Source organism: Fodinibius saliphilus (genome assembly GCF_005869845.1).
Lineage (GTDB): Bacteria > Bacteroidota > Rhodothermia > Balneolales > Balneolaceae > Fodinibius > Fodinibius saliphilus.
The window spans coordinates 1,293,315-1,318,536 of the sequence record NZ_VAWF01000001.1; the positions used below are offsets into that span (position 1 = coordinate 1,293,315).

General features: G+C 40.2%; 23 protein-coding genes. 17 read left to right on the forward strand and 6 right to left on the reverse strand.

Going from position 1 to position 25,222, the window contains the following annotated elements:
* The first annotated feature begins 267 nt into the window (after window positions 1-267).
* Window positions 268-2,133 (forward strand): CocE/NonD family hydrolase, encoded by a 1,866-nt coding sequence (locus FCN14_RS05430; RefSeq protein ID WP_138430084.1) that lies wholly within the window; start codon window positions 268-270, stop codon window positions 2,131-2,133.
* 185 nt (window positions 2,134-2,318) lie between these two features.
* On the opposite strand, the gene FCN14_RS05435 is transcribed toward FCN14_RS05430, so the two are convergent.
* Complete coding sequence (locus FCN14_RS05435; protein WP_138430086.1) at window positions 2,319-4,283, reverse strand: aconitate hydratase; 1,965 nt, start codon at window positions 4,281-4,283, stop codon at window positions 2,319-2,321.
* A gap of 241 nt (window positions 4,284-4,524) precedes the next feature.
* Between FCN14_RS05435 and FCN14_RS05440 the strand changes: the two genes are divergently transcribed.
* The 3 genes from FCN14_RS05440 to FCN14_RS05450 all read left to right on the forward strand — a co-directional run bounded on the left by FCN14_RS05440 (window position 4,525) and on the right by FCN14_RS05450 (window position 6,744).
* Window positions 4,525-4,818: an HU family DNA-binding protein gene (locus FCN14_RS05440; RefSeq protein WP_138430088.1), complete on the forward strand. Its 294-nt coding sequence runs from the start codon at window positions 4,525-4,527 to the stop codon at window positions 4,816-4,818.
* Complete coding sequence (locus tag FCN14_RS05445; RefSeq protein ID WP_138430090.1) at window positions 4,811-6,346, forward strand: HU family DNA-binding protein; 1,536 nt, start codon at window positions 4,811-4,813, stop codon at window positions 6,344-6,346. The genes FCN14_RS05440 and FCN14_RS05445 overlap by 8 nt, the downstream gene beginning before the upstream one ends.
* 77 nt (window positions 6,347-6,423) lie before the next feature.
* Window positions 6,424-6,744 carry a Dabb family protein gene (locus FCN14_RS05450; RefSeq protein ID WP_138430092.1) on the forward strand — a complete coding sequence of 107 codons (321 nt, stop codon included), beginning with the start codon at window positions 6,424-6,426 and terminating at the stop codon, window positions 6,742-6,744.
* A 63-nt stretch (window positions 6,745-6,807) separates the two neighbouring features.
* Here the strand turns inward: FCN14_RS05450 and FCN14_RS05455 are convergent, their stop codons facing one another.
* Window positions 6,808-7,611, reverse strand: coding sequence for a gamma-glutamyl-gamma-aminobutyrate hydrolase family protein (locus FCN14_RS05455; protein ID WP_138430094.1), 804 nt, complete (start codon window positions 7,609-7,611; stop codon window positions 6,808-6,810).
* A complete protein-coding gene (locus FCN14_RS05460) occupies window positions 7,604-8,602 on the reverse strand; it encodes an amidoligase family protein (protein ID WP_138430095.1) in 999 nt (332 codons plus the stop codon). The genes FCN14_RS05455 and FCN14_RS05460 overlap by 8 nt, the downstream gene beginning before the upstream one ends.
* Window positions 8,603-8,729: 127 nt before the next feature.
* Between FCN14_RS05460 and FCN14_RS05465 the strand changes: the two genes are divergently transcribed.
* The 3 genes from FCN14_RS05465 (at window position 8,730) to FCN14_RS05475 (ending at window position 12,118) form a co-directional block, all read left to right on the forward strand.
* A complete protein-coding gene (locus FCN14_RS05465; RefSeq protein ID WP_246043103.1) occupies window positions 8,730-10,064 on the forward strand; it encodes an amidohydrolase family protein in 1,335 nt (444 codons plus the stop codon).
* Window positions 10,065-10,134: 70 nt separating this feature from the next.
* Window positions 10,135-11,331: an amidohydrolase family protein gene (locus FCN14_RS05470; protein WP_138430096.1), complete on the forward strand. Its 1,197-nt coding sequence runs from the start codon at window positions 10,135-10,137 to the stop codon at window positions 11,329-11,331.
* A 190-nt stretch (window positions 11,332-11,521) separates the two neighbouring features.
* Window positions 11,522-12,118, forward strand: coding sequence for a MarC family protein (locus tag FCN14_RS05475; RefSeq protein WP_138430098.1), 597 nt, complete (start codon window positions 11,522-11,524; stop codon window positions 12,116-12,118).
* Between the two features lie 18 nt (window positions 12,119-12,136).
* Here FCN14_RS05475 and add read toward each other — a convergent pair whose 3' ends face one another.
* Window positions 12,137-13,123 carry an adenosine deaminase gene (gene add, locus FCN14_RS05480; protein ID WP_138430099.1) on the reverse strand — a complete coding sequence of 329 codons (987 nt, stop codon included), beginning with the start codon at window positions 13,121-13,123 and terminating at the stop codon, window positions 12,137-12,139.
* A gap of 172 nt (window positions 13,124-13,295) precedes the next feature.
* On the opposite strand from add, the gene FCN14_RS05485 reads away from it, so the two are divergent.
* Window positions 13,296-15,185, forward strand: a complete 1,890-nt coding sequence (locus FCN14_RS05485) for an ABC-F family ATP-binding cassette domain-containing protein (protein ID WP_138430101.1) — start codon at window positions 13,296-13,298, stop codon at window positions 15,183-15,185.
* 18 nt (window positions 15,186-15,203) lie between these two features.
* Window positions 15,204-15,482: a Smr/MutS family protein gene (locus FCN14_RS05490; protein WP_138430103.1), complete on the forward strand. Its 279-nt coding sequence runs from the start codon at window positions 15,204-15,206 to the stop codon at window positions 15,480-15,482.
* Window positions 15,483-15,543: 61 nt separating this feature from the next.
* Here FCN14_RS05490 and FCN14_RS05495 read toward each other — a convergent pair whose 3' ends face one another.
* Window positions 15,544-16,116: a fasciclin domain-containing protein gene (locus FCN14_RS05495; protein WP_138430105.1), complete on the reverse strand. Its 573-nt coding sequence runs from the start codon at window positions 16,114-16,116 to the stop codon at window positions 15,544-15,546.
* A 222-nt stretch (window positions 16,117-16,338) separates the two neighbouring features.
* On the opposite strand from FCN14_RS05495, the gene FCN14_RS05500 reads away from it, so the two are divergent.
* From FCN14_RS05500 to FCN14_RS05535, 8 genes are all read left to right on the forward strand, one after another.
* Window positions 16,339-18,171, forward strand: coding sequence for a MutS-related protein (locus tag FCN14_RS05500; protein WP_138430107.1), 1,833 nt, complete (start codon window positions 16,339-16,341; stop codon window positions 18,169-18,171).
* A gap of 409 nt (window positions 18,172-18,580) precedes the next feature.
* The gene (locus FCN14_RS05505; RefSeq protein ID WP_246043104.1) at window positions 18,581-19,147 is read left to right on the forward strand and encodes an RNA polymerase sigma factor; all 567 of its coding nucleotides are present in this window, start codon (window positions 18,581-18,583) and stop codon (window positions 19,145-19,147) included.
* Entirely contained in the window at window positions 19,140-19,958 is an 819-nt protein-coding gene (locus FCN14_RS05510; RefSeq protein ID WP_138430111.1) for a HEAT repeat domain-containing protein, read from the forward strand. Before FCN14_RS05505 ends, FCN14_RS05510 begins: the two co-directional genes overlap by 8 nt.
* Window positions 19,955-20,848 (forward strand): DUF4097 family beta strand repeat-containing protein, encoded by an 894-nt coding sequence (locus tag FCN14_RS05515; protein ID WP_138430112.1) that lies wholly within the window; start codon window positions 19,955-19,957, stop codon window positions 20,846-20,848. The genes FCN14_RS05510 and FCN14_RS05515 overlap by 4 nt, the downstream gene beginning before the upstream one ends.
* 86 nt (window positions 20,849-20,934) lie before the next feature.
* A complete protein-coding gene (locus FCN14_RS05520; protein WP_138430114.1) occupies window positions 20,935-21,735 on the forward strand; it encodes a DUF4097 family beta strand repeat-containing protein in 801 nt (266 codons plus the stop codon).
* Between the two features lie 425 nt (window positions 21,736-22,160).
* A complete protein-coding gene (locus FCN14_RS05525) occupies window positions 22,161-22,385 on the forward strand; it encodes a hypothetical protein (RefSeq protein WP_138430115.1) in 225 nt (74 codons plus the stop codon).
* Window positions 22,386-22,540: 155 nt separating this feature from the next.
* Entirely contained in the window at window positions 22,541-23,500 is a 960-nt protein-coding gene (locus FCN14_RS05530; protein WP_138430117.1) for a threonine/serine dehydratase, read from the forward strand.
* Between the two features lie 32 nt (window positions 23,501-23,532).
* Complete coding sequence (locus tag FCN14_RS05535) at window positions 23,533-24,219, forward strand: SIMPL domain-containing protein (RefSeq protein ID WP_138430118.1); 687 nt, start codon at window positions 23,533-23,535, stop codon at window positions 24,217-24,219.
* A 64-nt stretch (window positions 24,220-24,283) separates the two neighbouring features.
* On the opposite strand, the gene FCN14_RS05540 is transcribed toward FCN14_RS05535, so the two are convergent.
* Window positions 24,284-25,216, reverse strand: a complete 933-nt coding sequence (locus FCN14_RS05540) for a PIG-L family deacetylase (RefSeq protein ID WP_138430120.1) — start codon at window positions 25,214-25,216, stop codon at window positions 24,284-24,286.
* Between the last annotated feature and the right edge of the window lie 6 nt (window positions 25,217-25,222).

A 25,222-nucleotide genomic window follows, 5' to 3' on the forward strand; every position in this document is an offset into this window, starting at 1 on the left:
CGGATAGCGGAATACCAAGCAACTTTATTAGTGTGTATCATGATACACACTATCATACTCAAAAACAACTTCTCTATTAACACAAGAATATATCTGATTAGCTTAAAAGCTATGGCCGAGAGGTATAAATCAATATCAAACCGGGCCAGTAAAAAACTGATTGGCGCTCATATCACCTCTACTTAGTTGGTATGAGCAGTAAGCCCTTACATACTTTCTTTATTTTAATATATTAGGACTAATAACTCTTTAATTCACAAGTGTCTTATGAAAAAGTTTTCACTTCTCTTCTGCGTTATTCTGCTAACCACTTGGTCAGCTTTATTTGCACAAAGCGGATCCAAAAAGTTAACTTCGGACGATTATTCTAAATCACAATATAATATCGAAATGCGTGACGGGGTAAAACTGCACACTGTGGTTTATACCCCAAATGATACCAGCGAAACGTATCCAATCATATTAAAACGTACTCCCTATAGCTGTCGGCCCTACAATAAACAAGTACCCGAGCGCATCATTTCTAATCCCTATATGCAACAAGAAGGATTTATTATTGTTTGCCAAGATGTTCGCGGACGGTGGATGTCGGAAGGCAGCTATACCACAATGACCCCTAATAAAGAGGGAAAAAACAATATTGATGAAAGCTCTGACACCTACGATACTGTAGAAAGGCTGGTTAAAAATATCCCCAATAATAATGGTAAGGTGGGACAATGGGGTATTTCCTATCCCGGATTTTACACTACCGCTGGCCTGCCGGATGCCCATCCTGCCATGGCTGCATCTTCACCACAGGCACCAATTTCAGACTTTTTCTTCGATGACTTTCATCATCACGGGGCATACTTTATGAGCTACTGGTTTGTCACTCCTCTCTTTGGCATTCAACATGATGCACCTACAAATACTGCGTGGTACAGTTTTGCGGATCTTGAAACGAATGACATGTACAAGTTTTATAACAGTATCACTCCACTGAAAAAAGCGGATAACTATTACTCTGATGAAAACTTTTTTTGGCAAGAACTTAAAAACCATCCCAATTATGATGATTTTTGGCAAAAACGAAACATATTGCCTCACCTAGATGACATTAATCATCCTGTAATGACTGTTGGCGGTTGGTTTGATGCTGAAGACCTCTATGGCCCCTTAAATACCTATCGATCTATTGAAGAAAAAAATCCGGATCTCCAAAATACGATCGTCATGGGGCCCTGGAGTCATGGACAATGGGCCAGCAATAAATCCCATCAAATGGTAGGAGAAATATATTTTGGGGAAGGCATTTCCGATTTTTATCAAAAAGAAATTGAGTACCCGTTCTTTATGAAGCACCTAAAGGGAGCCAAGACAAAAAAACTTCCTGAAGCCTATATGTTTGATACAGGAACAAAAGCATGGAGTCAATTTCAAGACTGGCCTCCTCGAAAAGCTACCCAAGAGAATTGGTATATCCACCATGACGGTTCTTTAAAAGACCAAAAGCCAGACAATGCCGATGCCAACTATACCGAGTATACCAGTGATATTGACAATCCTGTACCATATCGAGAAGAAAATAGTCTCGTTTTTATTCCCCAGGATTATATGACGGATGATCAACGATTTTCCGCTCGTCGTCCCGATGTTATTACTTTTGAGACAAACGTATTGAAAGAGGATGTAACCCTAGCCGGTGATATGTTGGCCAATCTCTATGTTTCAACTTCCGGAACAGCTTCTGATTGGATTGTAAAAGTCGTTGATATCTATCCTGCCAAGACTGAAGAAGGAAAACATACTCCTGAAGGTGTGGAGCTGGACAATTATCACCAGATGGTCCGCAGTGAAGTGATACGGGGAAGATTTCGGGAAAGCTACTCAACACCTAAACCCTTCGAGCCCAACAAGGTAACTTATATCGACCTTCCCCTACAAGATATATTCCACACCTTTAAAAAAGGCCATAAAATTCAGGTTCAGATTCAAAGTACGTGGTTCCCGCTTATAGATCTGAACCCCCAAAAATATGTGCCAAATATTTTCAAAGCTGAAGAGAGTGATTTCAGAGATGCTGTCCAGCGGGTATACCACACCGAAAAACATCCAACCAATATTGAAATAAAGGTATTAGAAAAAGAATAATTTATTGGTTCAATTGTCTGATTCGTGCAAGCGTCTAGCTTGTAGGATAGTAAAAGTATGAATTAATTATACTTTTCCATCCAGCATAATCAATCCTGCATACGAAGATCATATCTCCCTTAAAAATAGAAAGGCCCCGAGAAATCGGGGCCTTTTAATGATAATTCTAAAAAAATGATAAACACTTAGCTACCATTCTTTTTCGCTTTAAAGCGATTAATAACGCCACCATGGAGAACAGCCTCTTTCTGCCGTTCACTGAAAGTATGCTTAACAGTATACTTTTTGTCTTTGGTCTTGTTATGAATAACAACTTCATTACCATTCTTGATGGCACTACGAATGTCGTTCACAGCTAAGACATCTCCTTGGTCGATATCTTCGTAATCCGCTTCGTTTTCAAATTCTAACGGAGGAATACCGAAATTAATCAGGTTTTGCCAACCAATACGAGCATAGCTTTTAGCAATCACTGCACGCATACCCAAATAACGGGGAGCAATAGCAGCATGCTCACGGCTGGAACCCTGCGCATAGTTTTCACCGGCAATAACAACATGTCCGCCATGTTCTTCTTTTGCATCCATAGCTCGATCGTGGAAATTCTCATCCACTACATCGAGAGTAAACTTACTGATTTCGGGAATATTACTTCGGAATGGAAGCACTTCAGCTCCTGCACGTAATATCTCATCTGTAGAAATATCATCACCCATTTTAAGTAATACCGGCACATCAAAGTCTTTGAGTTCATCAAAGTCGGGCATAGTAGATATATTGGGCCCCTTCTTGATTTCACCGCGCTCTTCTTTAGGCTTTGGTGGAGTAAGCATCTCGGTATTAACATGAATTTCATCCGGATGCTCAAACTCAGGATACTTCATATTATATAGATCTTCGAGATCTCGAGGATCTGTAATCTTCCCCGTCAGTGCCGAAGCAGCTGCCGTTTCAGGACTTACCAAGAAGACAGAATCTTCTGGGGTTCCTGAGCGATCCGGGAAGTTACGTGGCACAGTACGCAGACTGTTTTGCCCTGATGCAGGTGCCTGCCCCATCCCGATACAGCCGTTACATCCTGCTTGGTGGATGCGTGCACCTGATTGTACCAAGTTAAACATCACATTATTTTTGACCATATTTTCGATAATCTGTCGTGATGTGGGGTTAATATCCCAAGAGACATTATCATTAACTGTTTTATCTTTTACAATTTCCGAGGCAATCCAGAAATCTCGATAGCCCGGGTTTGCTGAAGATCCTACATAAGATTGGTAGATATCCTGTCCTTCGACCTCACGTACAGGTACTACATTACCGGGACTGCTTGGCAGAGCAATCAGCGGCTCTACATCATCAAGTACAAGCTCTTCATACTTATCATATTCAGCTCCTTCATCAGCTTTCAACTCTACAAATTCATGGCCCCGTTCTTGCGATTCCATGAAGCGGCGAATCTCACCATCTGCCGGGAATACCGTACTTGTTGCTCCCATCTCGGTACCCATATTGGCAATCACATGGCGATCCATAGTTGAAAGATTTTTCAACCCTTCACCAAAGTATTCAATAACATAACCGGTAGCACCATCAACATCGTAACGGCGCAACATTTCGAGTACAACATCTTTTGCACTTACCCAGTCAGGCAGTTCTCCTTTAAGTTCAACTCCCAATACTTTGGGCATTTTTATGTATAATGGTTCTCCGGCAATAGCAAAAGCAACATCCAGACCACCTGAACCAATTGCTAACATTCCCATACAGCCTGCTGCTGGAGTATGACTGTCAGAACCGGCCAGTGTTTTACCCGGAATAGCAAAGCGTTCCGTTTCAATCGGGTGACTTACTCCGTTACCCGGACGACTATACCACATTCCGAACCTTTCAGCAGCAGATTTTAAAAATACATGGTCATCAGGGTTCTTAAAATCCGTCTGAATCAGATTGTGATCAACATACTGACAAGATAGTTCTGTTTGAGCTTCATCAAGTTCCATCGCCTCTAACTCAAGCATCACCATTGTACCAGTGGCATCTTGAGTAAGGGTTTGATCAATCTTAAGCCCAATTTCTTCGCCGGGAACCATTTCACCATCCTCAAGATGGCTTTTAATCAGTTTTTCCGTAACATTTAGTGGTTTACTCATAAATAATTATATGTTTTGATTTCCGCTAAATTCTTATTTATCTAAAGTTTAACTCCCGTAAATAGTTCCATAAAATACTATAGCATTACCCTACCCATCAAGTTAATAGCTCAAAAAGCACTATTTATAAGTATTCTAAGCTGTATTAGGATTCTTACTTAGTTTTTAAAAGTTTTTTTTCTTAATTAAGGGTGTGAGGGTAAAAGAATTTGTTTAAACATCAACACAGGCGTCAGACATTATGAATACAAGTGATCTGGTTAAAGCACTTGCAGATAATTGGGATATGAGCCAAGCCGAAACGCGCCGGTTGTTGGATACTATTGTCGAACGGTTAACAGAGAATTTGGCTAATGGTAATACTTTTACAATCCCGGACCTTGGCACTTTTAGATTATCAACACGTGGAGAGCGGGAGTCATACAATCCTCATTATGAACAGTATATGAAATTACCGCCCAAAAGAGTTGTTGATTTTTCGCCCAGCAAGGGGTTAAAAGAAGATTTAAAACAAGTGGAGTCTGACAATGAGTGAGAAAGTAACATTTCAGGAACTCATTGAGTCAATTGCCGAAGAAAGCGATAACACAAAGCAATTTACTCACGATTTCCTCAAAGATTTTGTCGATGTCATTAATAACGGTCTTGAACAAGACGGAAATGTAAGCATTGCCGGTTTTGGTAAATTTAAGCTGCGTCATGTAACAGAACGTGAGGGGTACAATCCCCAAACAGAAGAAAAAATGACCATTCCTGCACATAACAAGGTGGTGTTCAAGCCTTATAAGGGCGTTAGAGAACTCGTCAATGCACCCTATGCTCATCTAGAATCTGAACTTATTGAGACTGATGAAAGTGAAGATACCACCACAGAACCTACACCTAAGGAAGACGACACTTCTGAAAAGTCGCCTTCTACCTCAGAAGAATCAACAGAAAAAACGACTGAAGAAAAATATAGAGAAGAAGATCCTTTCGGTTTTGAAGCGATGAGTTCCAAACCTTCATCAAAATTTTCATTAGAAGAAGGTGAGGAAGTTACTGATGAGGAAGAAGATATTGTGGAATTTAAAGCAGAAACTACCGAAGAACAGCCTGATGAATCGGCCGAAGACCTTGAAGAGTTTATAGGAGCAACGCAAGAGGCTGAAGAAATTTCGGAATCACGAGAAAAGTCTGATAAACAACAAGAAGAGATTACAGCTGAGTCGAATACGTCTGAACCTATTGAAGCCGAAGACAAAGAGGCTGAACCGTCGAACAAGCAAATAGAGGAATCTCCTTTTGCGCCTATGAGCACAACATCAGATGAAGAATCTACTGATTCAGATGATCAGGAAACACAAAAGGACGATCGTCGGGCATTTGATCGGAAACTTCCCGATCGTAAAAGTAGCTCATCTCTACCTTTGGTAGTAGCGGCAATTTCGATTTTGGTGTTATTAGCTGTTGGGGCTTGGTATTTTGGGATGTTTTCAACAAATAATCCTTCTCAGCTAGCTAGCCAAAAAAATATATCATCAGCCAAAGCGAACCTACAACAGGGGCCTAATCAAGAAACACCTTCTCAAAAATCATCTACAAACAACAGACAACAATCTCAAAAAACCAACAGTCAAAAACAGTCGGCACAAAACCAAACGACAAGCAACAAATCTCAACAAGCAACGAATACAAACTCATCAGCTTCACAGAAAAGAGAACAGCACGCTATTACTAAAGGGCAGACCCTTTGGAGTATAGCTGAAGACAAGTATGGCAACCCACGGCTCTGGCCTTGGATATACGGTAATAACGGATCACTAAATGATCCGGACCTTATTATTGCCGGTAGTTCTCTTGCTGTACCCCTACCCTCGGGACCTCGGAATAACTTAACGTCTTCCGATTCGGTCGGTGTTGCCAAAGGTTTTCTATCTACCTACCAGTGGTATAAAAAACAGGATTCTCCGAAAGCTAAGAATCATTTGTGGGGAGCTAAAGTATACCATAGTAACATTAAGAACCTGGCTGACATCCCAATTGATGAAGCTGACCTTTCATACGCTAATAAAGCCCAATAAAGGTCATACATTCAAGGTCTAACTACTTTTAAGAATTTAAATTCGCAATAAAACCACACTTAACAGGAGAAATATTTATGATTCGTCATATAGTAATGTGGAAATTAAAAGATGAAGCAGAAGGAGCCACAAAAGAAAAAAATGCTGAAAAAATGAAGCTTATTCTTGAAGGGCTCAAAACCAATATCGATGAAATAAAAAATGTAGAAGTCGGTATTAACATCAGTGAAGACGATGAAGAGGCGGGATCTCCGCACGATGTCGTACTAATTTCTGATTTTGAAACCGAACTCGACTATACGATGTATACTCGTAATGATCATCATAAAAAAGCAGTTAAATTTATTAACTCGGTAATAGAAGATCGTCACTTTGTAGACTATAAAGTAGACACTTAATCTTTTCAGTATGTTATTTATCAGAAAAGGGATTTGTGCTTACAAATCCCTTTTTCTTTTGCCCTATTTTTGGTTTTTCACAAACCCATGAGCTTCTTCTAACATTCGTTTAAAAATTTGTCGCTGCGATGGTACCTGGGGCATGTATTCGGGATGCCATTGTACCCCCAACATAAAGTTATGGTACTGGTGTTCAATCGCCTGAACGACTCCAGTTTCTTCCCGAGCTACTATCGTCATATAATCTCCCACTTCATCCACAGCTTGCCGATGCATGGCATTAACCCATACCGTCCCAAAACCTAACACATCAAACAGTTTACTCTGCTCGTCAATTTTTACTTTCTTTTTGGGCCAAACACTATGCGGCCGAGGAACTTCTGTATAGTAGTTTTCAATATCCTGATGCAGGGTCCCCCCGAAATAGATATTCATTAATTGGGCTCCACGACATATACCTAAAATGGGAATTCCCTTTTCCACTGCCCTGCCTAACAGGTCTAGCTCCATCTCGTCGCGATCATTATCAATACCCACCGATGTAGTTGAAAACAGCTTGCGCAGAAAAAAGATAAAGGGAAAAAATAAGATAGTTGCAATACGAATCAACAGTTGCCGGATGCCGGATACTTTCTGATCTTCCGAAAATAGTTCCCCTAGCTGGGATTTGCCATACCTTTTAGGATTAACATCAGCTCCCCCTCCAATTACTAATCCATGAATATCTGCATCCGGTATGCCCTCTTTAGGACATATATGAATTGCTCGCCCCCCCTGAATAAGTATAGCAAACCACGTAAACCACCAAGCGGCCCTTCCTCCTTTGTCCGGCCCTGTTACACCAATATTAGGTCGCTTACTATTCATCAAGGTCTAATAGTATGTTTACGGTGCTTACCCATTCCTTTTTGAAAGAGATAACCGTTTCTTTCTTACGAAAAATATATAACCGACTTAACTTGTTTAACATTTCTTTGTTTTCTGCTAACAATTCTACCTGTAGCCAATACTCCCATTCTGTCTCAAATCGCCAAGCCGGATTATCAATACGGCTGTTTGGCAAACGATAGTGAAAAGTAGGCCGTGGATCATTTTTTTCTCCCTCCATTACGGGATTAACCAGCTCCGGTTCTAACAATTCAAAAATTGGCATCATATCAACCGGGCGATTTCTTGTCGGATTCTTATCGATATAATCGTTCACCATCTCCCGTTGAGTGGGACTATAGTCCGGGTTTAATACTTTTCGAACAAACTTATCGGGAAACGGATCAACAAAAGGAGAAATACGTCGTGACATATCAATATTCAATACTTCTAACAACCACGGGTATAAAATCATAAAAGAACGCAGGTAGTCGACCAGCGTTGATACGTTCAGATCCGGGGACTCTATGTTAATATGCATTCCAAACGCATTTACGAAAGAAGCATAGGTACCCTTGGCTTTCGCTTCTTGAAGCCCTTTTCGTATTTTTTCAAGCTCATGAAGTTCATTAATTGCTAAGGGAGGCATTACAATCTCCATAGGCACAACTGATCGTGCCATTTTATCAATTACATCCTCAATAGACTGGCGCAAAGAATCCTCCTCCAATTTAATGCCCAACTTGTCAAAAATATTATGTTCGGCCATCTTTTGTAGGATACGGGCATCAAGCTCTACCCGAAAATCTCCCAAAGAGGTATCATGTATCCTGTAATGATACCGATGTTCCTTTTCTATAGTACCTCCATAGAGTGAAGTTATAATTTCAGCAGCTTTTTGAGGTTCTATGCCAGCAAACTCAAGTTCAAGACCAACCTTTCGCTGCTTCCCATCAGCATTTATTTTCGTAGGAGGAAATTGATAACTCATATCAGTCTAATTAAAAGCTAATTTAAAAATGCCGTTGAAAAATTGTTCGTATTGTAAAAGATTGAAAATGGGAACCAGTTAAATTTGCCAACCGTTAATGTTCTTAACATAATCATATTCAGTTTATATGAAAGATATTATTAACAAAATACAGGGACAATCTATGAAACGTTTTATTCAGCTTAGTATACTGCTGATCTTTTGCATCCCCACTCTTCTGTTAGCACAACAACCAAAAGTATTTACAGGCGGTAAAATAATTCCAATCAGTGGCGATCCTATTGATAATGGGGTATTAGTAATCCAGAATGGTGAAATTATTGCTGTAGGTACTCAGGGGAAAGTTGACATTCCATCTGATGCTAAAACTTATGATGTTTCGGGTAAAGTAATAATGCCCGGACTGGTAGATTCTCACTCTCATGTTGGCGGAGGTGATGGTGGTGATCAATCTTCGGCCCTCCATCCGGATACACGTATAATGGATAGTATTGACCCCCGCAGCGACACCTTTAAAAAAGCACTGGCCGGTGGCATTACTACCGTTAATGTAATGCCGGGCTCTGGTCATTTAATGAGTGGCCAAACTGTTTATCTAAAGCTACGAAAAGCTAATAAAATTGAGGATATGCTGCTTGTTGAAGACCCTCAAGAAGAAGTGGCAGGCGGTCTAAAAATGGCAAATGGTACGAATCCTATTGGTAAGGGGCCCTTTCCCGGTACACGAGCAAAATCGGCCTCAATGGTTCGCGAACTCTTTATTAAAGCCCAAAACTATAAAGGTAAAGTAGAGAAAGCCGATGGCGACCCGGAAAAAATGCCGACCCGTGATATCGGTATGGAAACACTGGTAGATGTATTAAATGGAAAACGCATTGTTCATCATCATACGCATCGCCATGATGATATTTTAACAGCTATTCGCCTCGCTGAAGAGTTCGATTACCGACTAGTTCTACACCATGTAAGCGAAGCTTGGAAAGTAGCTGATGAAATTGCTGAAGCTGATATCCCTGCTTCAATTATTGTACTGGATTCTCCCGGAGGTAAAATGGAGGCGGTAGATATTAAATATAAAAATGGGGCAGTCTTGGAAGACGCAGGCGTTACTGTAGGATATCATACCGATGCTTCTATTACCGACACTCGCTTATTTCTACGTTCAGGTGCCTTCGGTGTACGAGCCGGCATGAGTCGTAAAGGAGCACTCAAAGCACTTACTATTGAAAATGCGAAGATGCTGGATGCCCAAAACCGTGTAGGAACCCTTGAAAAAGGTAAGGATGCTGATTTTATCATTCTTTCCGGTGATCCATTGAGCGTGTACACCCGTGTGCAACAAACGTGGGTTGAGGGAAAGAAAAGGTTCGATATCTCAAATCCTAAAGATCGAAAGTACGCTACCGGCGGCTATAACGTCTTTGAACGGACGACCCAAAATCACAACCACGGACGCAAGTAATGCTCTTTACTGCTGACTTTATACTAAAAAAGGTTAGTTCAAAGAAATTAAGACAAAAAATCATCCAACTATGAAGAACCGAATTACACTATTTCTTTTTACGCTGCTTCTTGGTATTTCTATGAGCAGTTATTCGCAAGTAGCCGTACAGGCGGATACTATTTACACTATGGACGGCGATAAAATTATTGATGGCATCGTCTTAGTAAAAGGAGAAAAAATTGAAGCGATCGGCCCGGCAACTGATGTTCAAGTTCCTTCTGATTACCAGATGCATAAGACCTCTGTGGTAACACCGGGCTTCATTGATGCCCACACGGTGGTTGGTTTAGCTGGAATATTTAACCAAGACAGCGATCAAGACCAGCTGGAAACATCGTCTGCGATACAACCCCATTTACGTGCCTTTGATGCTTACAATGCCCGAGAAGAACTCGTGAAATTTGTACTCGACAAAGGGGTAACCACAGTTCATACCGGTCATGGTCCCGGGGCATTAGCCAGCGGACAAACGATGATCGCTAAAACAGCATATAATACTGTCAAAAAAGCAGTTTTAGACTCAAAAACTACTGTCTCCTTTACCCTCGGCTCAACAGTAGAACGTTATTTTGATAAACCCGGCACTCGTGCAAAGGGTGTTGCAATGCTTCGCCAACAGTTTATTGATGCCCAAGAATATCTTGATAAACGAAACTCTGATGAAAACCACAGCACCGATCTTAAAATGGAAGCCCTGGCCGATGTATTAAGTGGGGAACTGACCGCTATGATCACGGCCCATCGTGCGAATGATATCATGACAGCCCTTCGACTTAAAGAAGAGTTTGGTTTTAATATGATACTAGACGGAGCTTCAGAAGCTTACTTGGTAGTTGATGAGATCAAGGATGCCGGAATACCGGTTTTTATCCATCCTACCATGACCAGAACGTATGGGGATGCCCAAAATGCCAGCTTTACTACTGCTTCAAAACTGGCCGAAGCAGAGATTCCTTTCGCCTTTCAAAGTGGTTTTGAGAGCTATGTTCCTAAAACGAGGATCATACTTTATGAAGCAGCTGTTGCCACTGCATATGGTCTGGATCGTGAAGAAGCTCTTAAAGCTTTAACTAAACAACCTGCTCAACTTCTCGGTATCTCTGACAAGGTAGGATCTCTGGCAACAGGCAAAGATGCCGACCTCGTACTTTTTGATGGTGACCCACTAGAATATACAACTCATATCAAATCCGTTATTGTTGATGGAAAGGTAGTAAAAAAGTAACGTAGGCAACTCTAGGTTTTAATATTATTATCCCCTCCCTTGCTTTATATAAAATGGTGAGGGGATTTTTTATTGGAACAGCTGATACCTAACTCTCTATCCATTGCAAAAACTAAACTTTGATTGCCCTGTGCATAATTAATGCCTATCCTAGGGGTTCTTATAAGAAAAATAAACTTCGTAGGCGAACATGGATATTCCCGCATATTTAAATGCTTTGACGGGACTTTTTGTAATCATTGATCCCATAGGTGCAGCACTCATTTTCCACTCACTAGTACCACCGGGAGAAAAGCGTCATCGACGCATCATGGCATTCAAAGCAATTATTATATCCGCGGTACTACTAATTGTCTTTGGTAATTATGGTGAACCTTTGCTCGAACAGCTAGGTATAAGTATTCATGCTTTGAGAATATCGGGCGGTTTGCTTCTTTTCTATACGGCATTCAATATGGTTACCGAAGAGATAGAATATAGTACAACAGAAAAGAAAAAAGACATCTCTGTTTTTCCTATGTCTATTCCCCTCTTAGCAGGTCCGGGCTCGTTAACACTCTCCATTCTTCTCTTTTCTAAATCTGGTGAAGCCAGTGCTGATATCGCAGTAACTGCAGCAATACTGTCTATATTTACACTAACGCTGGTTTTGATGCTCATATCAAATTATCTGAAGAAAATAATAGGGAAAACCGGGGATGAGATTCTACGGCGATTTTTGGGTGTTATTCTTGCAGCCCTCGCCATACAATTTGTTTACGATGGTATTGCCAATATCACCGGTTAAAGCTGATAAAAAAATATATTATTGATATGCTTCCGTAATCTTATTTCGCAGCTTATCTTTGGTCATATCATCTGTAAAAGCATGCTCTATAGCATCCAAATTACTCTGTAACAGCTTTTGTTTACCCCAGTCAAATACCGAGGTTACGGTCTCATATTCCTCTTCTAAAGTTACATTTGAAATCGTCCGCGTATCCGTGTTTATGCTCAGAGAAATTCCTGAATCAAACAGACTATCAATGGAGTGATCTGAAATAGTCTCAAACACATCCGTCTGCACATTACTGGTAGGACAAACTTCGAGATGGATATTATGCTCTTGTAAATATTCTACCAGTTCTGGATCATCATAACTACGTACCCCATGACCTATTCGCGAGGGTCCAAACTTTTTAAGGGTTTCCCACACACTTTCAGGTCCACAAGCCTCTCCGGCATGGGCAGTACAATTAATATCTTTTTCATTGGCATACTCAAATGCCGCAACATGGTTATCAACGGGATATCCAGCCTCATCAGCAGCAATATCAAAGCCCACAATACGGCTACCCGAAAACTCTTCTACTAATTTCACTGTTTCCATGCTTTGCTCTTTTGAATAATGTCGTAGTGTACACAATATAATACCTGCTTCAATTCCGGTTTCTTTGATCTGGTCCTCAACCGTATCATTCACTACCTGAACTACTTCTTCAGCTGTTAACCCTTTTTGTGTATGCTCTAATGGCGCATATCGGAGCTCTGCATATAATACATTATCAGCCTGCAGCTGTTCAAAAAGGTCTTTGGTAACCAATTTAAGAGCTTTTTTTGTTTGCATTAACTCAATCGCAGGTTGAGACCGTTTTATATAATCGGCTAAGTCTCTACACTTTGCTGGAGCAATAAAAAACTCTCTGTACTCAGCTTTCGTAATATCAGGCCTTAACTTTTTTACAACTTTAAAACTCAATGAACAGTCTAAGTGTAAGTGAAGCTCAATTTTTGGGACCGTGGAAAAATTCATGACTGCTGTCTCTTTATATGGTTCTGCAAAAAGCCATAAAATTTAGGGCTTTATCAAGCCAAATACCATTCCTTCTGCGTTTCTAAATTGTCCGTTGGTTCCTTATTTTAAGTATCCTATTTGGATCAATGCAATTAATTGATCACGGTTTACCGATCACTATAAACAATTTATGACATACCTTTCTACTGAAAATCTTTCTAAAAACTACGGCCATAAAACACTTTTTGAGGGACTCTCTTTTGGGATTTCCAAAGGTGATAAAACAGCATTAATTGCTGAGAATGGTACAGGGAAAACCACTTTGCTTCAAATATTAGCCGGTAATGAAACCCCGGATGAAGGCAAAGTAATGATACAAAATGATGTAAGCATTGGTTTTTTAGAACAAGATCCAAAGCTCAATGAAGACCTGACCATACGCTCTTATATTGCCCGTAGTAACAATAAGATGGTGCAACTCATCCAAAACTATGAACAGGCGGTACAGGCACAAGCCGAAGATTATAATGAAGAAACACAACAAGCATTTGAAGAAGCTGCTGCTAAAATGGATGCCGCCAATGCCTGGGATTATGAACAGCGTATGGAACAGATCCTTGGCAAACTAAGTATTCATGATCTTGATCAATCTATCGCTACCCTGTCGGGAGGACAGCGCAAGCGGGTAGCACTGGCCTTTGTACTGCTAGATGACCCTGATATGCTTATACTCGATGAGCCTACCAATCACTTGGATGTTGAAATGATTGAGTGGCTTGAAGAGTATCTCAAACAAAGCAATTTAACCCTCCTGATGGTAACACACGATCGTTATTTTCTGGATCGTGTCTGTGATCATATTATCGAACTTGAAGGTGGAAATCTCTATCACCACAAAGGCAATTATCAATATTTCTTACAAAAACGGGCCGAACGGCGTGAAGTGGAAAGAAAAAGAACCCACAAGGCAAATCAGCTCTACAAAAAAGAGCTGCAATGGATGCGAAGGTCCCCCAAAGCACGTACCAGCAAGTCCAAATCTCGGATTGATGATTTCAAAGAACTAGAAAATGAGCTGGATACCGGACCTGATGGTCCCGAGCTACGCCTGCAGATGGATATGAGTAGAATGGGCGGAAAAATACTGGAATTAATAAACGTATCGAAAAGCTATGGAGAGGAAAAAATCCTCGATAGCTTTTATTACGATTTTGAAAAAGGGGAACGCATCGGCATTATCGGAGAAAATGGCGTTGGTAAAAGTACGTTTCTCAAAATACTAACGGGCGAAGAACCGATCGATTCCGGAAAGAGACGCGTTGGAAAAACAATTGTCTTTGGTCACTATCGACAAAAGGGACACGACTTTGATGAAAACCAGCGCGTTATTGATGTCATCGAAAATGCTGCCAAAGTTATAGAGCTTGCCAATGGAAAAAAGATTTCTGCCTCTCAATTTCTTAAGCATTTCATGTTCACTTCAGAGATGCAATATACTCCGGTAGAAAAGCTCAGTGGCGGTGAAAAACGACGCCTGAGTCTCATGATGGTTCTGCTTGAAAATCCGAACTTTCTCATCCTTGATGAGCCTACCAATGATCTTGATCTACTTACCCTTAACAAGCTCGAAGAGTTTTTATTGGATTTCCAAGGCTGCCTTATCCTGGTTTCTCATGACCGGTTTTTCATGGACAAGCTGGTAGAACACTACTTCGTATTTGAAGGTGAAGGTAAGATTGAGAGTCATCACGGTACCTATGAGGAATACCGCAAACTTCGTAAGAAACGACAAACGAAAAAACGAGCTCAAAAGAAAAAAGATAGCAGTTCCTCCTCCCAAAACGGCCAGAACAGTTCTTCGTACGATGAAAGGTTAAGCTATAATGAGCGTCGGGAATATAATAAGCTCGAAGACAAAATTGCTGAACTGGAATCGAAGAAAGAAGCGTTAGAAAAACAGATTAGCAGTGGAGAGTTAGCCCATGATGAACTGCGCGAAAAATCTAATCGTTATGCCGAACTGGAATCGGAAATTGAAGATTGCACTGAACGTTGGTTTGAACTAGCAGAAAGAGCTTAATTTCAAAACAAATCACTTATGGATCCAAAAGAGCTGCCTATTGACGGAACACTGGATCTACATACCTTTCGCCCTGATGAATTGGGATCTTTAATACCCAACTTTATTTCCGAATGCCTAAAAAAAGAGATCTATGAAATTAGAATTATACATGGAAAAGGCACAGGAAATCTTCGTCGCTCGGTACATGCGCTTCTCGACCGCAATCCCAATGTCCAAACTTATTCATTAGCCAACGACCGTAGCGGGTGGGGGGCGACTATTGCATCACTAAAAAGAAAGCAGCCTGCTAATTAAAAAAGGCCTCCCTGCTTCCCTAAAAACAGATAGGCCTTTATCCATAAAGAGATTCAATTTTCTAGTTTTCAACAAGGAAAACTTTATCTACCACATGAACAACACCGTTAGACGCATCAACTGTGCCTAAAATTTTTGCACCGTTTACATAAACTTCACCATCTTTCTCCTCGGACTTAACATACTGCCCTGTCGCAAGATATACATTCATACCATCTGCAAGCTGCTCTTTGCTCAAAGAAGCGGGAGAAGCATGAGAAGTGAGTATCTTAGCCAGTTTAGATTTGTTTTCCGGTTTCAACAAATTCTCTACCGTACCTTCTGGCAGAGCTTCAAAAGCTTCATTTGTAGGAGCGAAAACAGTTAATGGCCCTGCATTAACCAAGACATTTTGAATTTCGGCAGCTTCTACTGCTTTAGCTAAAGTTGTATGATCTGGAGAATTTTTAGCAATTTTCAAAATATTAGCTTTTGATTCATCATCTACTACCCCGGCCTGTCCTGTATTAGAAGCAGATATGTTTGTTGTTTTTGATGAAGAACTTGAATTCTTATCAGTGTTACCACAAGAAATTAGCACCCCTGAAATAGTTAACACCAAGGCGATATTTATTATTTTATTTATCGTAGTCATAGCATTTATTGTTTTTTGGTTTACCGTAAAAGCATTTTATATAAGATATAAAGACCTTTTTGTCTTTTTTAAAATACAAAAAAGCTGATAATCCCCCAACAGAACTTTAACAAAATCATATTTACATTTACTATAATATCGATCATAAATGTAGTTCAAATGTTGTTTTCACCTGCATTTTTACTATCCTTCGGCTGATACTTTTTTCAATAACTGACCTTTATGCACAACCATACCCAACAATCACTACGGCAAGCATTACAAAACCAACTCCGTCGCTTGCAATCGAAAATTCAGGATCTTGACCAATTAAGTAGTCGGTTATCTATGGGGCGGCTTATTTGTTTCATTGGCGGATTAGCCCTTGTTTACCTAATTGGACAAATGGGGCCCGAGTGGTTGTTCTGGGCTAGTCTTCTTGCATTCTTTGGTGGATTCTGGAAGCTAGTAAGGGTACACAAACAGGTTGACAGAATTAAGAAAAAACTATCTGTTTGGCAGCAAATACGATCAACTCATTTGGCCCGACTCTCTTTAGATTGGACAAATATCCCTCAAAAGTCACCATCTAAAAGCTATGAAGACCATCCTTTTGCCACCGACCTGGATCTTATTGGACAACATTCATTACTACAACTCATTGATACCTCAAACTACCAGGGAAGTACAGACCAACTCACAAATTTTTTGTTAACTCGAGAACCTTTTCCTGAAGAAGTCAATGCAAGACAGCAAATAGTTCAAGAGCTTGCTAACAAACCCAAATTCCGAGATCAACTTCATCTACTAGCTGAACTCAATAAAAAGCAAGAAACCGATAATGACTGGTCACTGGAAGAACTCTTGGAATATCTCGAAAAATCAGATGAGGTTAACTACACCGTTCCCCTTCTTGTTTTGGGTGGGTTAGCCGTCCTCAACATCGTTCTTGGCGGGTTATATCTTGCGGGGGTAATAAATCCCTATGTGATTTTTTCCTTTATCCTTTATTTAGTCATATACAATTTTAACAGTGAGAAAATAGCTGGACTCTATACAGAATCATACCAAATTGAGAAGCTGCTCAGCCGATTTAATGCTATACTACATTTTCTAGAAACGTACAATTATGAATCGAGTTCTAAGCTAAAAGAATATTGTCGCCCCTTTTGGGATAGCAAATATTCCCCATCGAAATATGTTAAACGTATTATTCGTATTGCCGGGGCCGCTTCCTCTCAACAAAGTGAAATAGTCTGGATACTGCTAAACTTTTTAATGCCCTGGGACCTCTATTTTTCTCAGAAGCTGAGCTCATATAAAAAAGAATTAGCCCCCCACCTTTCGGAATGGATAGATCATTTTTATAAGCTTGAAGCATTTTCGGGAATGGCTAATTTCTCTTGGTTACATCCCCATTACATTTTTTCTTCTCCCAATACTCAAACGGATACCCCTTTTAAGGCTACTGATCTTGGTCATCCACTACTCCCCGAGGATCAAAAAGTGACCAATGATATTACTATAAAGGAGAAAGGAGATCTTTTACTTATTACCGGCTCTAATATGGCTGGAAAGAGCACCTTCTTACGTACTATGGGGGTCAACCTCGCTATCTGTTTTGCCGGTGCGCCGGTCAATGCCTCTAGCCTTTCTACTATTCCATTTCGCATATATAGCAGTATCAATGTCAGTGATTCTCTTGACGACGGTCTTTCTCACTTTTATGCCGAAGTAAAACGACTTCGCGGACTTCTTGAGTTGCTCAGAGATGATCATCATACTCCTGTCTTTTTTATGGTTGATGAAATATACCGGGGCACCAATAACAGGGAACGGCTGCGTGGCAGTGAAGCCTTTTTGCAAAATGTAGCCGGTAAAAATGGAGTTGGGCTTGTTTCTACCCACGATTTGGAGCTGGCTCAGCTCGAAAAAACCATACCTGAATTAACAAACTGGCATTTTGAAGAAACGATAGAGGATGGAAAAATGAGCTTTGAATATAAACTCAAGCCAGGTCCCTGCCCTACTACCAACGCCCTCAAAATCATGGAGATGGAAGGCCTGCCTACTTGAAAATCAGGAATTAATCGTAATAAATATATATGCCACTTTAAGTGATAGGAAGAGTACATGTTTCATTACAATTTGCTTACTCTTCCCGAGTTTTTGGACGGACCACCGCCCCTCTAAAGAGGAGGTTTTTAGTACAATTCTAATTCTATCTAACACCATTTGTTAAAAAGAGTTTGTCCTTAAAGCATAGCCTTAAGCCCACCAGCGGAAAATCATGAGGGCTCGCGGTATCATTATCGCGTAAGCGTGCTTGTGCAATAATCTTGTTTAGTGTCAGCCAAAGAAGTGTAAGATCTTATTTTTCAGTCCGGCATCCCCCAATTCTTCTAATCCTAATTCATTTGTAACCTTTCTTAATTTCATCAGTGTACTATAGTGGATAAAGCAAAAGAAAAACCTAACCACACTGGTGTTGAATTCAATCTCCGACAATGAATTGATGTTAAAAGTGAAGGAAGGCGACCTTGATAAATTGGGGTTACTCTTTGAACGCTACAACAAGCGTCTTTATCACTTTTTTTACCGGCTGACAGATCGCAGCGATCTCAGTGAAGATCTAGTGCAAGGTGTCTTCGAACGCATATTAAAATATCGAAATACGTATACCAACGATGGTTCTTTTTCTACGTGGATATTCCAAATTGCTCGAAACCTACAGGCCGATCACTATCGCAAGAATCAATACAGTGGTACCCCTGAAGAGTTTATCAACTGGGAGCAACTGGAAGACGACACCTTTGCTTACAAAGAAAAGTACCGGAGAAAAAATGAACTCAAACTTTTGCAACAAGCCATCAACAAACTGGATGACATCAAAAAAGAAACACTCATCCTGAGCCGGTTTGAAGGCTTTAAATACAAAGAAATTGCTAACATCATGGAGTGCTCGGAAAGTGCTGTTAAGGTTCGAATATTCCGTGCGCTACAAGAAATCGAAGTACATATAAAAGAATTCAACCGTAACGATTATGATTAACGAAAAACATATCGATCTGGTTATTGCCTATATCGATGATTCCATCACCACAGAGCAACGAGCCCGGCTAAACAACCTTATTGATCAAGGCAAAATAGATATCCTTGAGATCAAGCAGATGGAGGCTACTTACCAGAAGATGGACAAACTACCTGCTTCGGAACCCACGGAGAAGATGCATAACACCTTTTATACTATGCTCGAAGAGGAGAAAAAACAACAGGCTCCCCAGCGATTAACAATATTATTGAACCGCCTTAAAGCACTATTTCGCCCAATAGGAATTCGACGCATAGCCGTTGCATCAGTGATCTTCTTGGTTGGTATTTTTGCCGGCAATCTTCTTACCCCTTTCCAGGATTACCGCCAGCAGATGAATCAACTATCTGAGGAAGTATCAAAGATGCGCCAAGTTATGATGATGAGTCTGCTGGATAACCAGTCCTCTTCGGAACGCCTAAAAGCTGTAAATATAAGCACCAATATACAATCAGCCGATAGTCGAATGATTTCGGCACTACTTAAAACCTTAAATAATGATCCCAATGTAAATGTTCGGCTAGCTACAGTCGAAGCTTTGGTTCGACATGCCAGCAACCCAGATGTTCGGCAAGGTCTTGTACAGTCAATTTCTAAACAACAATCGCCGCAGGTTCAAGTAGCCTTGGCCGATGCAATGCTGGCAATGCAAGAACCCCGCTCTGTTGATGAACTTCAGAAGCTACTGCAACAAAACGGATTAAATGGTGCAGTACGTGATAAACTTGAAAATACTATTGCTGCCTTAGACAAAAACCCACAATCATTATGAAATACCCTAGCTTTATATTTCGTCCAACCATCACCATCGCCGTGCTTGCTACACTACTGGTACTAAACAAACCCTTCACGGCCTTGGGCCAAGGTGAAAGAGATACTATAAAAAAGGAGATAACATTTTCCGATATATCAGATACAGACAACATGCTTAAAATCATGAATCTAAATGGTTCTGTAACGGTTGAATCATACAACGGAAAAAGAATTTCCTTTACCATCAATGAAGAACTTTATGGCAGTAGTAAGAATATTAAACAAGCTAAAAACGAATTAAAATATAAATTTGAACAACGTGGAAACGTGGTTCTGGCCTATCTGGACGCCCCCTTTATCAAAGTTCGATTTGAAGATGGAGAAGTATATTACTCGGTCAATCGTAAGAATGATGATTATAAATTTGTTCACAATGTAGAGGTTAAAGTGCCGCAGGATGTACACCTTAAAACCTCTACTATCAACAAAGGAGATATAAAAATTGATGGTCATTTTAAAACGGTAGAGGCTCGTAATGTAAATGGGGCACTCAAGCTTTCACACCTGGTATCAAAAACAAAAGCCCATACCGTAAACGGTGATATTACACTTTCATATGATAAAGCGCCCAAGAATAACTCTTCCTTTAAAACTGTAAACGGAACAATCGACATCACTCTACCCGAGGACCTCTCTGCTGATATCTATTTTAAAAGTTTACACGGCGACCTATATACCGACTTCAAGGATGTGAAGCGTCTGAAGTCCCACACAGATATACAAACAAACTCGCACGGCTCCAAAGGCAAGTATTACTTGAGTAAACAGAGCCCTTTCCGAATCGGAGAAGGTGGTACTGAACTTAGCTTTAACGTTTTAAATGGCGATGTCTACATTCGAAAAAAATAACACGGCGATTAACCACAGACTATCTAAAAACCATTTGGGACAACATTTGAACACTAATAATTATAACAATCTAAAAACAAATAGTTATGAGAGCACTTAAATATATAACACTTCTTCTCTTTGCTAGCCTGTTTCCAATGCAAATTATGGCCCAAGAACAGATAGCTGTGCCCCTTTCTAAACCCGGAGAAGCGGGGATACTTGATATCGGCATTGTACGAGGTTCTATTACCGTAACTGGCTATGATGGTGAAGAAGTATTGGTAAGATACCAAGGAGATCGCAAGAAAGAACATGAAGTTACTAAGAATGGTCTGCGCAAAATTTCAACTAACTCCTCAGGCTTTGAAGTCAGCGAAGAAAATAATAAGGTGGAAATTAGCGGGGCTTCTCCCATGCAATCCATCGATTTTGAGGTCACCGTACCTCGCAACTTCTCACTCAACCTCTCAACTGTGAATGGTGGAGGAATTCATGTTGAAAATGTTCAGGGAGAAATGGACATCAGTAATGTTAATGGAGAAGTAAGCTTGACAAATGTTGGCGGGGCAGCGCTTGTAAATACAGTAAATGGAGATATCAAAGCCATTTTCCAAAACGTTTCTCCCAATAGCCCTATGGCTTTCAGTAATCTAAATGGAGATATCGATATAACTCTTCCGGCAAAAGCAAAAATAACAGCTAAAATGAAATCGGAATGGGGGGAAGTATTTACTGACTTTGAAATTGATATTAACCGAAACAAGCAAAAGAAGGTCAAATCTTCTGCTGATGACGGTGTCTATAAAGTTTCTGTCAATAACTGGATCTATGGAGACATCAACGGCGGCGGACCCGAATATCATTTCAAAAGTATGCGGGGCAATATTTATATCCGAAAAAAATAAAAATGCAACCTAATAAGCAGCTCCATGTCTACTAAAAAGAAGCATTCTAACCGATGAAAATATAATGACACACCTCCTGCATAAAAATTTAACAGCTGTACTTTTTTTCTGTTCTGCATTTCTATTTTAGCCTATGGTCAGGAAACCACAGTAACAGAAAAGAGAAAGCAAGATGATAGCCCCATGATCCATCGCTAAAACCCATAAAGCTACCAGCCGAATATGAAATAAAACTGGATGGAAAGCTAATTGAACAGGTCTGGACTACTGCCCAAGTAACCAGCAAATTTACGCAACGCATACCTGATGATGGGCAACCGGCTACAGAAAAACCGAAGTTCGTATAGTTTATTCCAATAATACTTTATATGTAGGAATTCCTGCTTATGACACTGCTAAGGATTCTAAAGCAGCTACCCTTTTCAGTGGATTCCAATAAAACCACTCTATCGGGTTATGCAGGCGAGCTTTCTTTTGGTAAGCTTGCTGGTAACCATTGGCGGGGCTCCCTCAGCTATTCCGTAGTTAGTCCGGGTTATGAAGTTAACGAAATCGGTCCACATGCTCTCTCCTATTTTCTTGCCTATAGAGAAACCTCACCCAAACTATTCCGCATTTATAACATGTGGGTTTTAGATGGTTATGGATGAAATTACGGTAGTGACTTGATTGGACATTTACGCCTTCTAAGCATACATAGCATAAAACGGCCTCATGTTTTCATGATCTGGGGACATTTTTATTGCGAAAAATCCTTCGTATTATTTTATCACACAACTATCAATTTATCTCTTATTTTTGACTGATGGATTTAAGCAACGAAATTGAACAGGCCCACCGACGTATTCGTGATGAAATTTTAAAAACTCCGCTACTTTATTCGAATTGGCTTAGCAATGTATGTGATGGTGATGTGTACCTTAAAATGGAAAGTGAGCAACTAACCGGATCATTTAAAGCACGAGGGAGCCTCAATAAATTGAAGTGGATGCAGGAGAATAACATAAAAAAAATGCCCGTTACAGCTTCCACAGGGAATCACGGACTTGGATTCGCCCGGGCATGTTCTCTTCTGGATATTAAAGGAAAGATTTTTCTTCCCCACAATGCTGTGTCCTCTAAAGTTGAAGCTATCAGAGGCTATGATACAGATATTGAATTTCACGGTGATGATCCCTATACCACAGAAAAGTATGCCCGCCAAACAGCAGACGATCAGGGATGGGTTTATGTTTCTCCTTATAACGATCCGCAAATCGTAGCTGGGCAAGGTACTATCGGAGTAGAAATGTTAAACCAACTCTCTGAAAAACCAGATAATATTCTAGCCACGGTTGGTGGAGGTGGACTAATTTCAGGTATTGGAACTTATATAAATGCAGAAGCTTCAACGACAAACATTATTGGCTGCCAACCAGAAAATTCGCCTGAAATGGGTATTAGCGTACGAGCCGGTGTATATAAAGAGTTTGAGTCAAAACCAACGCTTTCTGACGGTTCGGCAGGGGGTTTTGAACCCGACTCCATAACCTTTGACCTGTGTAAAAAATTAGTTGACGAATTTATCTTCATTTCTGAAGACGAAATCGCCGGGGCTATTCGTTCTATGATCGAACAACACAGTAAATTAGTGGAAGGATCGGCCGGCGTTGCAATTGCAAGCTTGCTTAAACATCCTAAGCAATTTACTAATCAAACAACTGTAATAGTCATTTGTGGCGCAAACATATCAACCGATAAATTACAATCGGTACTATGTAATTAAATCTTATATAATTAATTATTAATCTATTCCCTATGAGAGTAATAACAATACTATTTTCGTTACTTGTCTTCATTGGAACAGCTCATGCTCAAAATCAGGGTCAAATTTCTGTAAATGCTTCGGCACAGGTACTTTTACCAGCTGATATAATCTCTTTTCGCATAAACGTAAATGCAGAAGCCGATACCCCACAAGAAGTATATAAGCTGCACAAAGAGCGCGAAAGGGTGCTAGTCGAATTGCTCAAAAAACATGATATCAAAGATAAAAATATTAATTTTGACCCTATATCTATCCACTCACAATATGATCGATCTTATCAAAACAGGAAAAAAAAGCGAATTAGAACCCAACAAGCAGTAATACTCTCGCTGGGTAGTTTTGACATTTATGAAGAAATCCAATTAACCCTTATTAAAAATAACTTTGACGAGTTTAGTGGCAGCTTTTCATCCAGTAAAAAAGAGAAAGGTGAAGATAACGCTTTAAAAAAGGCACTGAAGTTAGCCCGTGAAAAAGCAGATACTATAGCTGATGAAACAGGACTTACTATATCTGGTATTGCCAACATCAACTATTCCTATAACCAGCATCCGCCCCGACCGGTAAAAATGATGGAACAAGCTGCTATGCCTTCTTCCGGCAGTTTATTGCAATTTGACCAAACGGTTAGCGTTTCGGCTCGTGTTTCTATCAATTATGACGTTGAAGAAAAGTAAATTTCACCAGAAAGCGTTATTATCCTTTTCCGATGATAATGCTTTATATGTTTATCATCATTTACTATTCATTATCAAAATCGATCTCAGGATTCCTATAAATAGGTATTTCATTCACTGCCTTAAAATAATCTCTGGCTTTCTGAATCTGTTGTGCATTGTTAAATGAATATGGCCAATACTGCTCCACATTACCCCGGCCCATATACATCTGCATCGTTCCTTGCGACTTATGTGCTGCTATTACCCAATTGCCGATAATTTTATAACTAAGGCGATCATTGTGGCCAAAGGTTTGTGTGCGATCAAACAGAAAGGGACCTTGATCTTTATTTATCTCTGAAATCGGATAGCCTTCTAGGGCACTATAACCAGTAGTATCATCCACAGAAGAAACAATATCAGTTGTAAGCACAACCGGTCTATCATCTTCTGGCAATTTGTTAATAGCTTGCAGTGTAAGTATAGCCGAAGCTTTATGATGGGCGTGGGTATCTTTCGATGGCATCATGGTAAATACAAAGTCATAATGTTGGTCCGAAAGGATTTTATGAAGTCGCTGTTTAATCCAGCTAATATTCCAGCTGTTTAAAGGATTTAATATATCTTTTGAGAATTTATCATCCACCTGGTCAAAAAAGAAATAGTTACGTATTCCCACAATCTCACCTCCTTTCATCAGCTCTCGCTTTCTGATCGCCGGCAGATATTCGCGGCCCACCTCTTCTTTATCCAGCTCGCGATCATAAATATAGTTTCCCAGCGTTGAGTACTTATATCCACCTTCGCCATTGGTCATAAGAGCTAAATCAACTTTCCCATCCAAAAGATGGGTTGTTTTGAAAACCGTGGCAGCAAAAAGCGCATCATCATCAGGATGTGCCGTCACTAACAAAATCTTTGGTTGATACTCAAGGTGTTGAGCTTCTATGTGCTGCTGTAACCCTACAAAACAGATTAAAAATACTATTAGAATCGATAAATTAAGCTTTCGCATAACAAG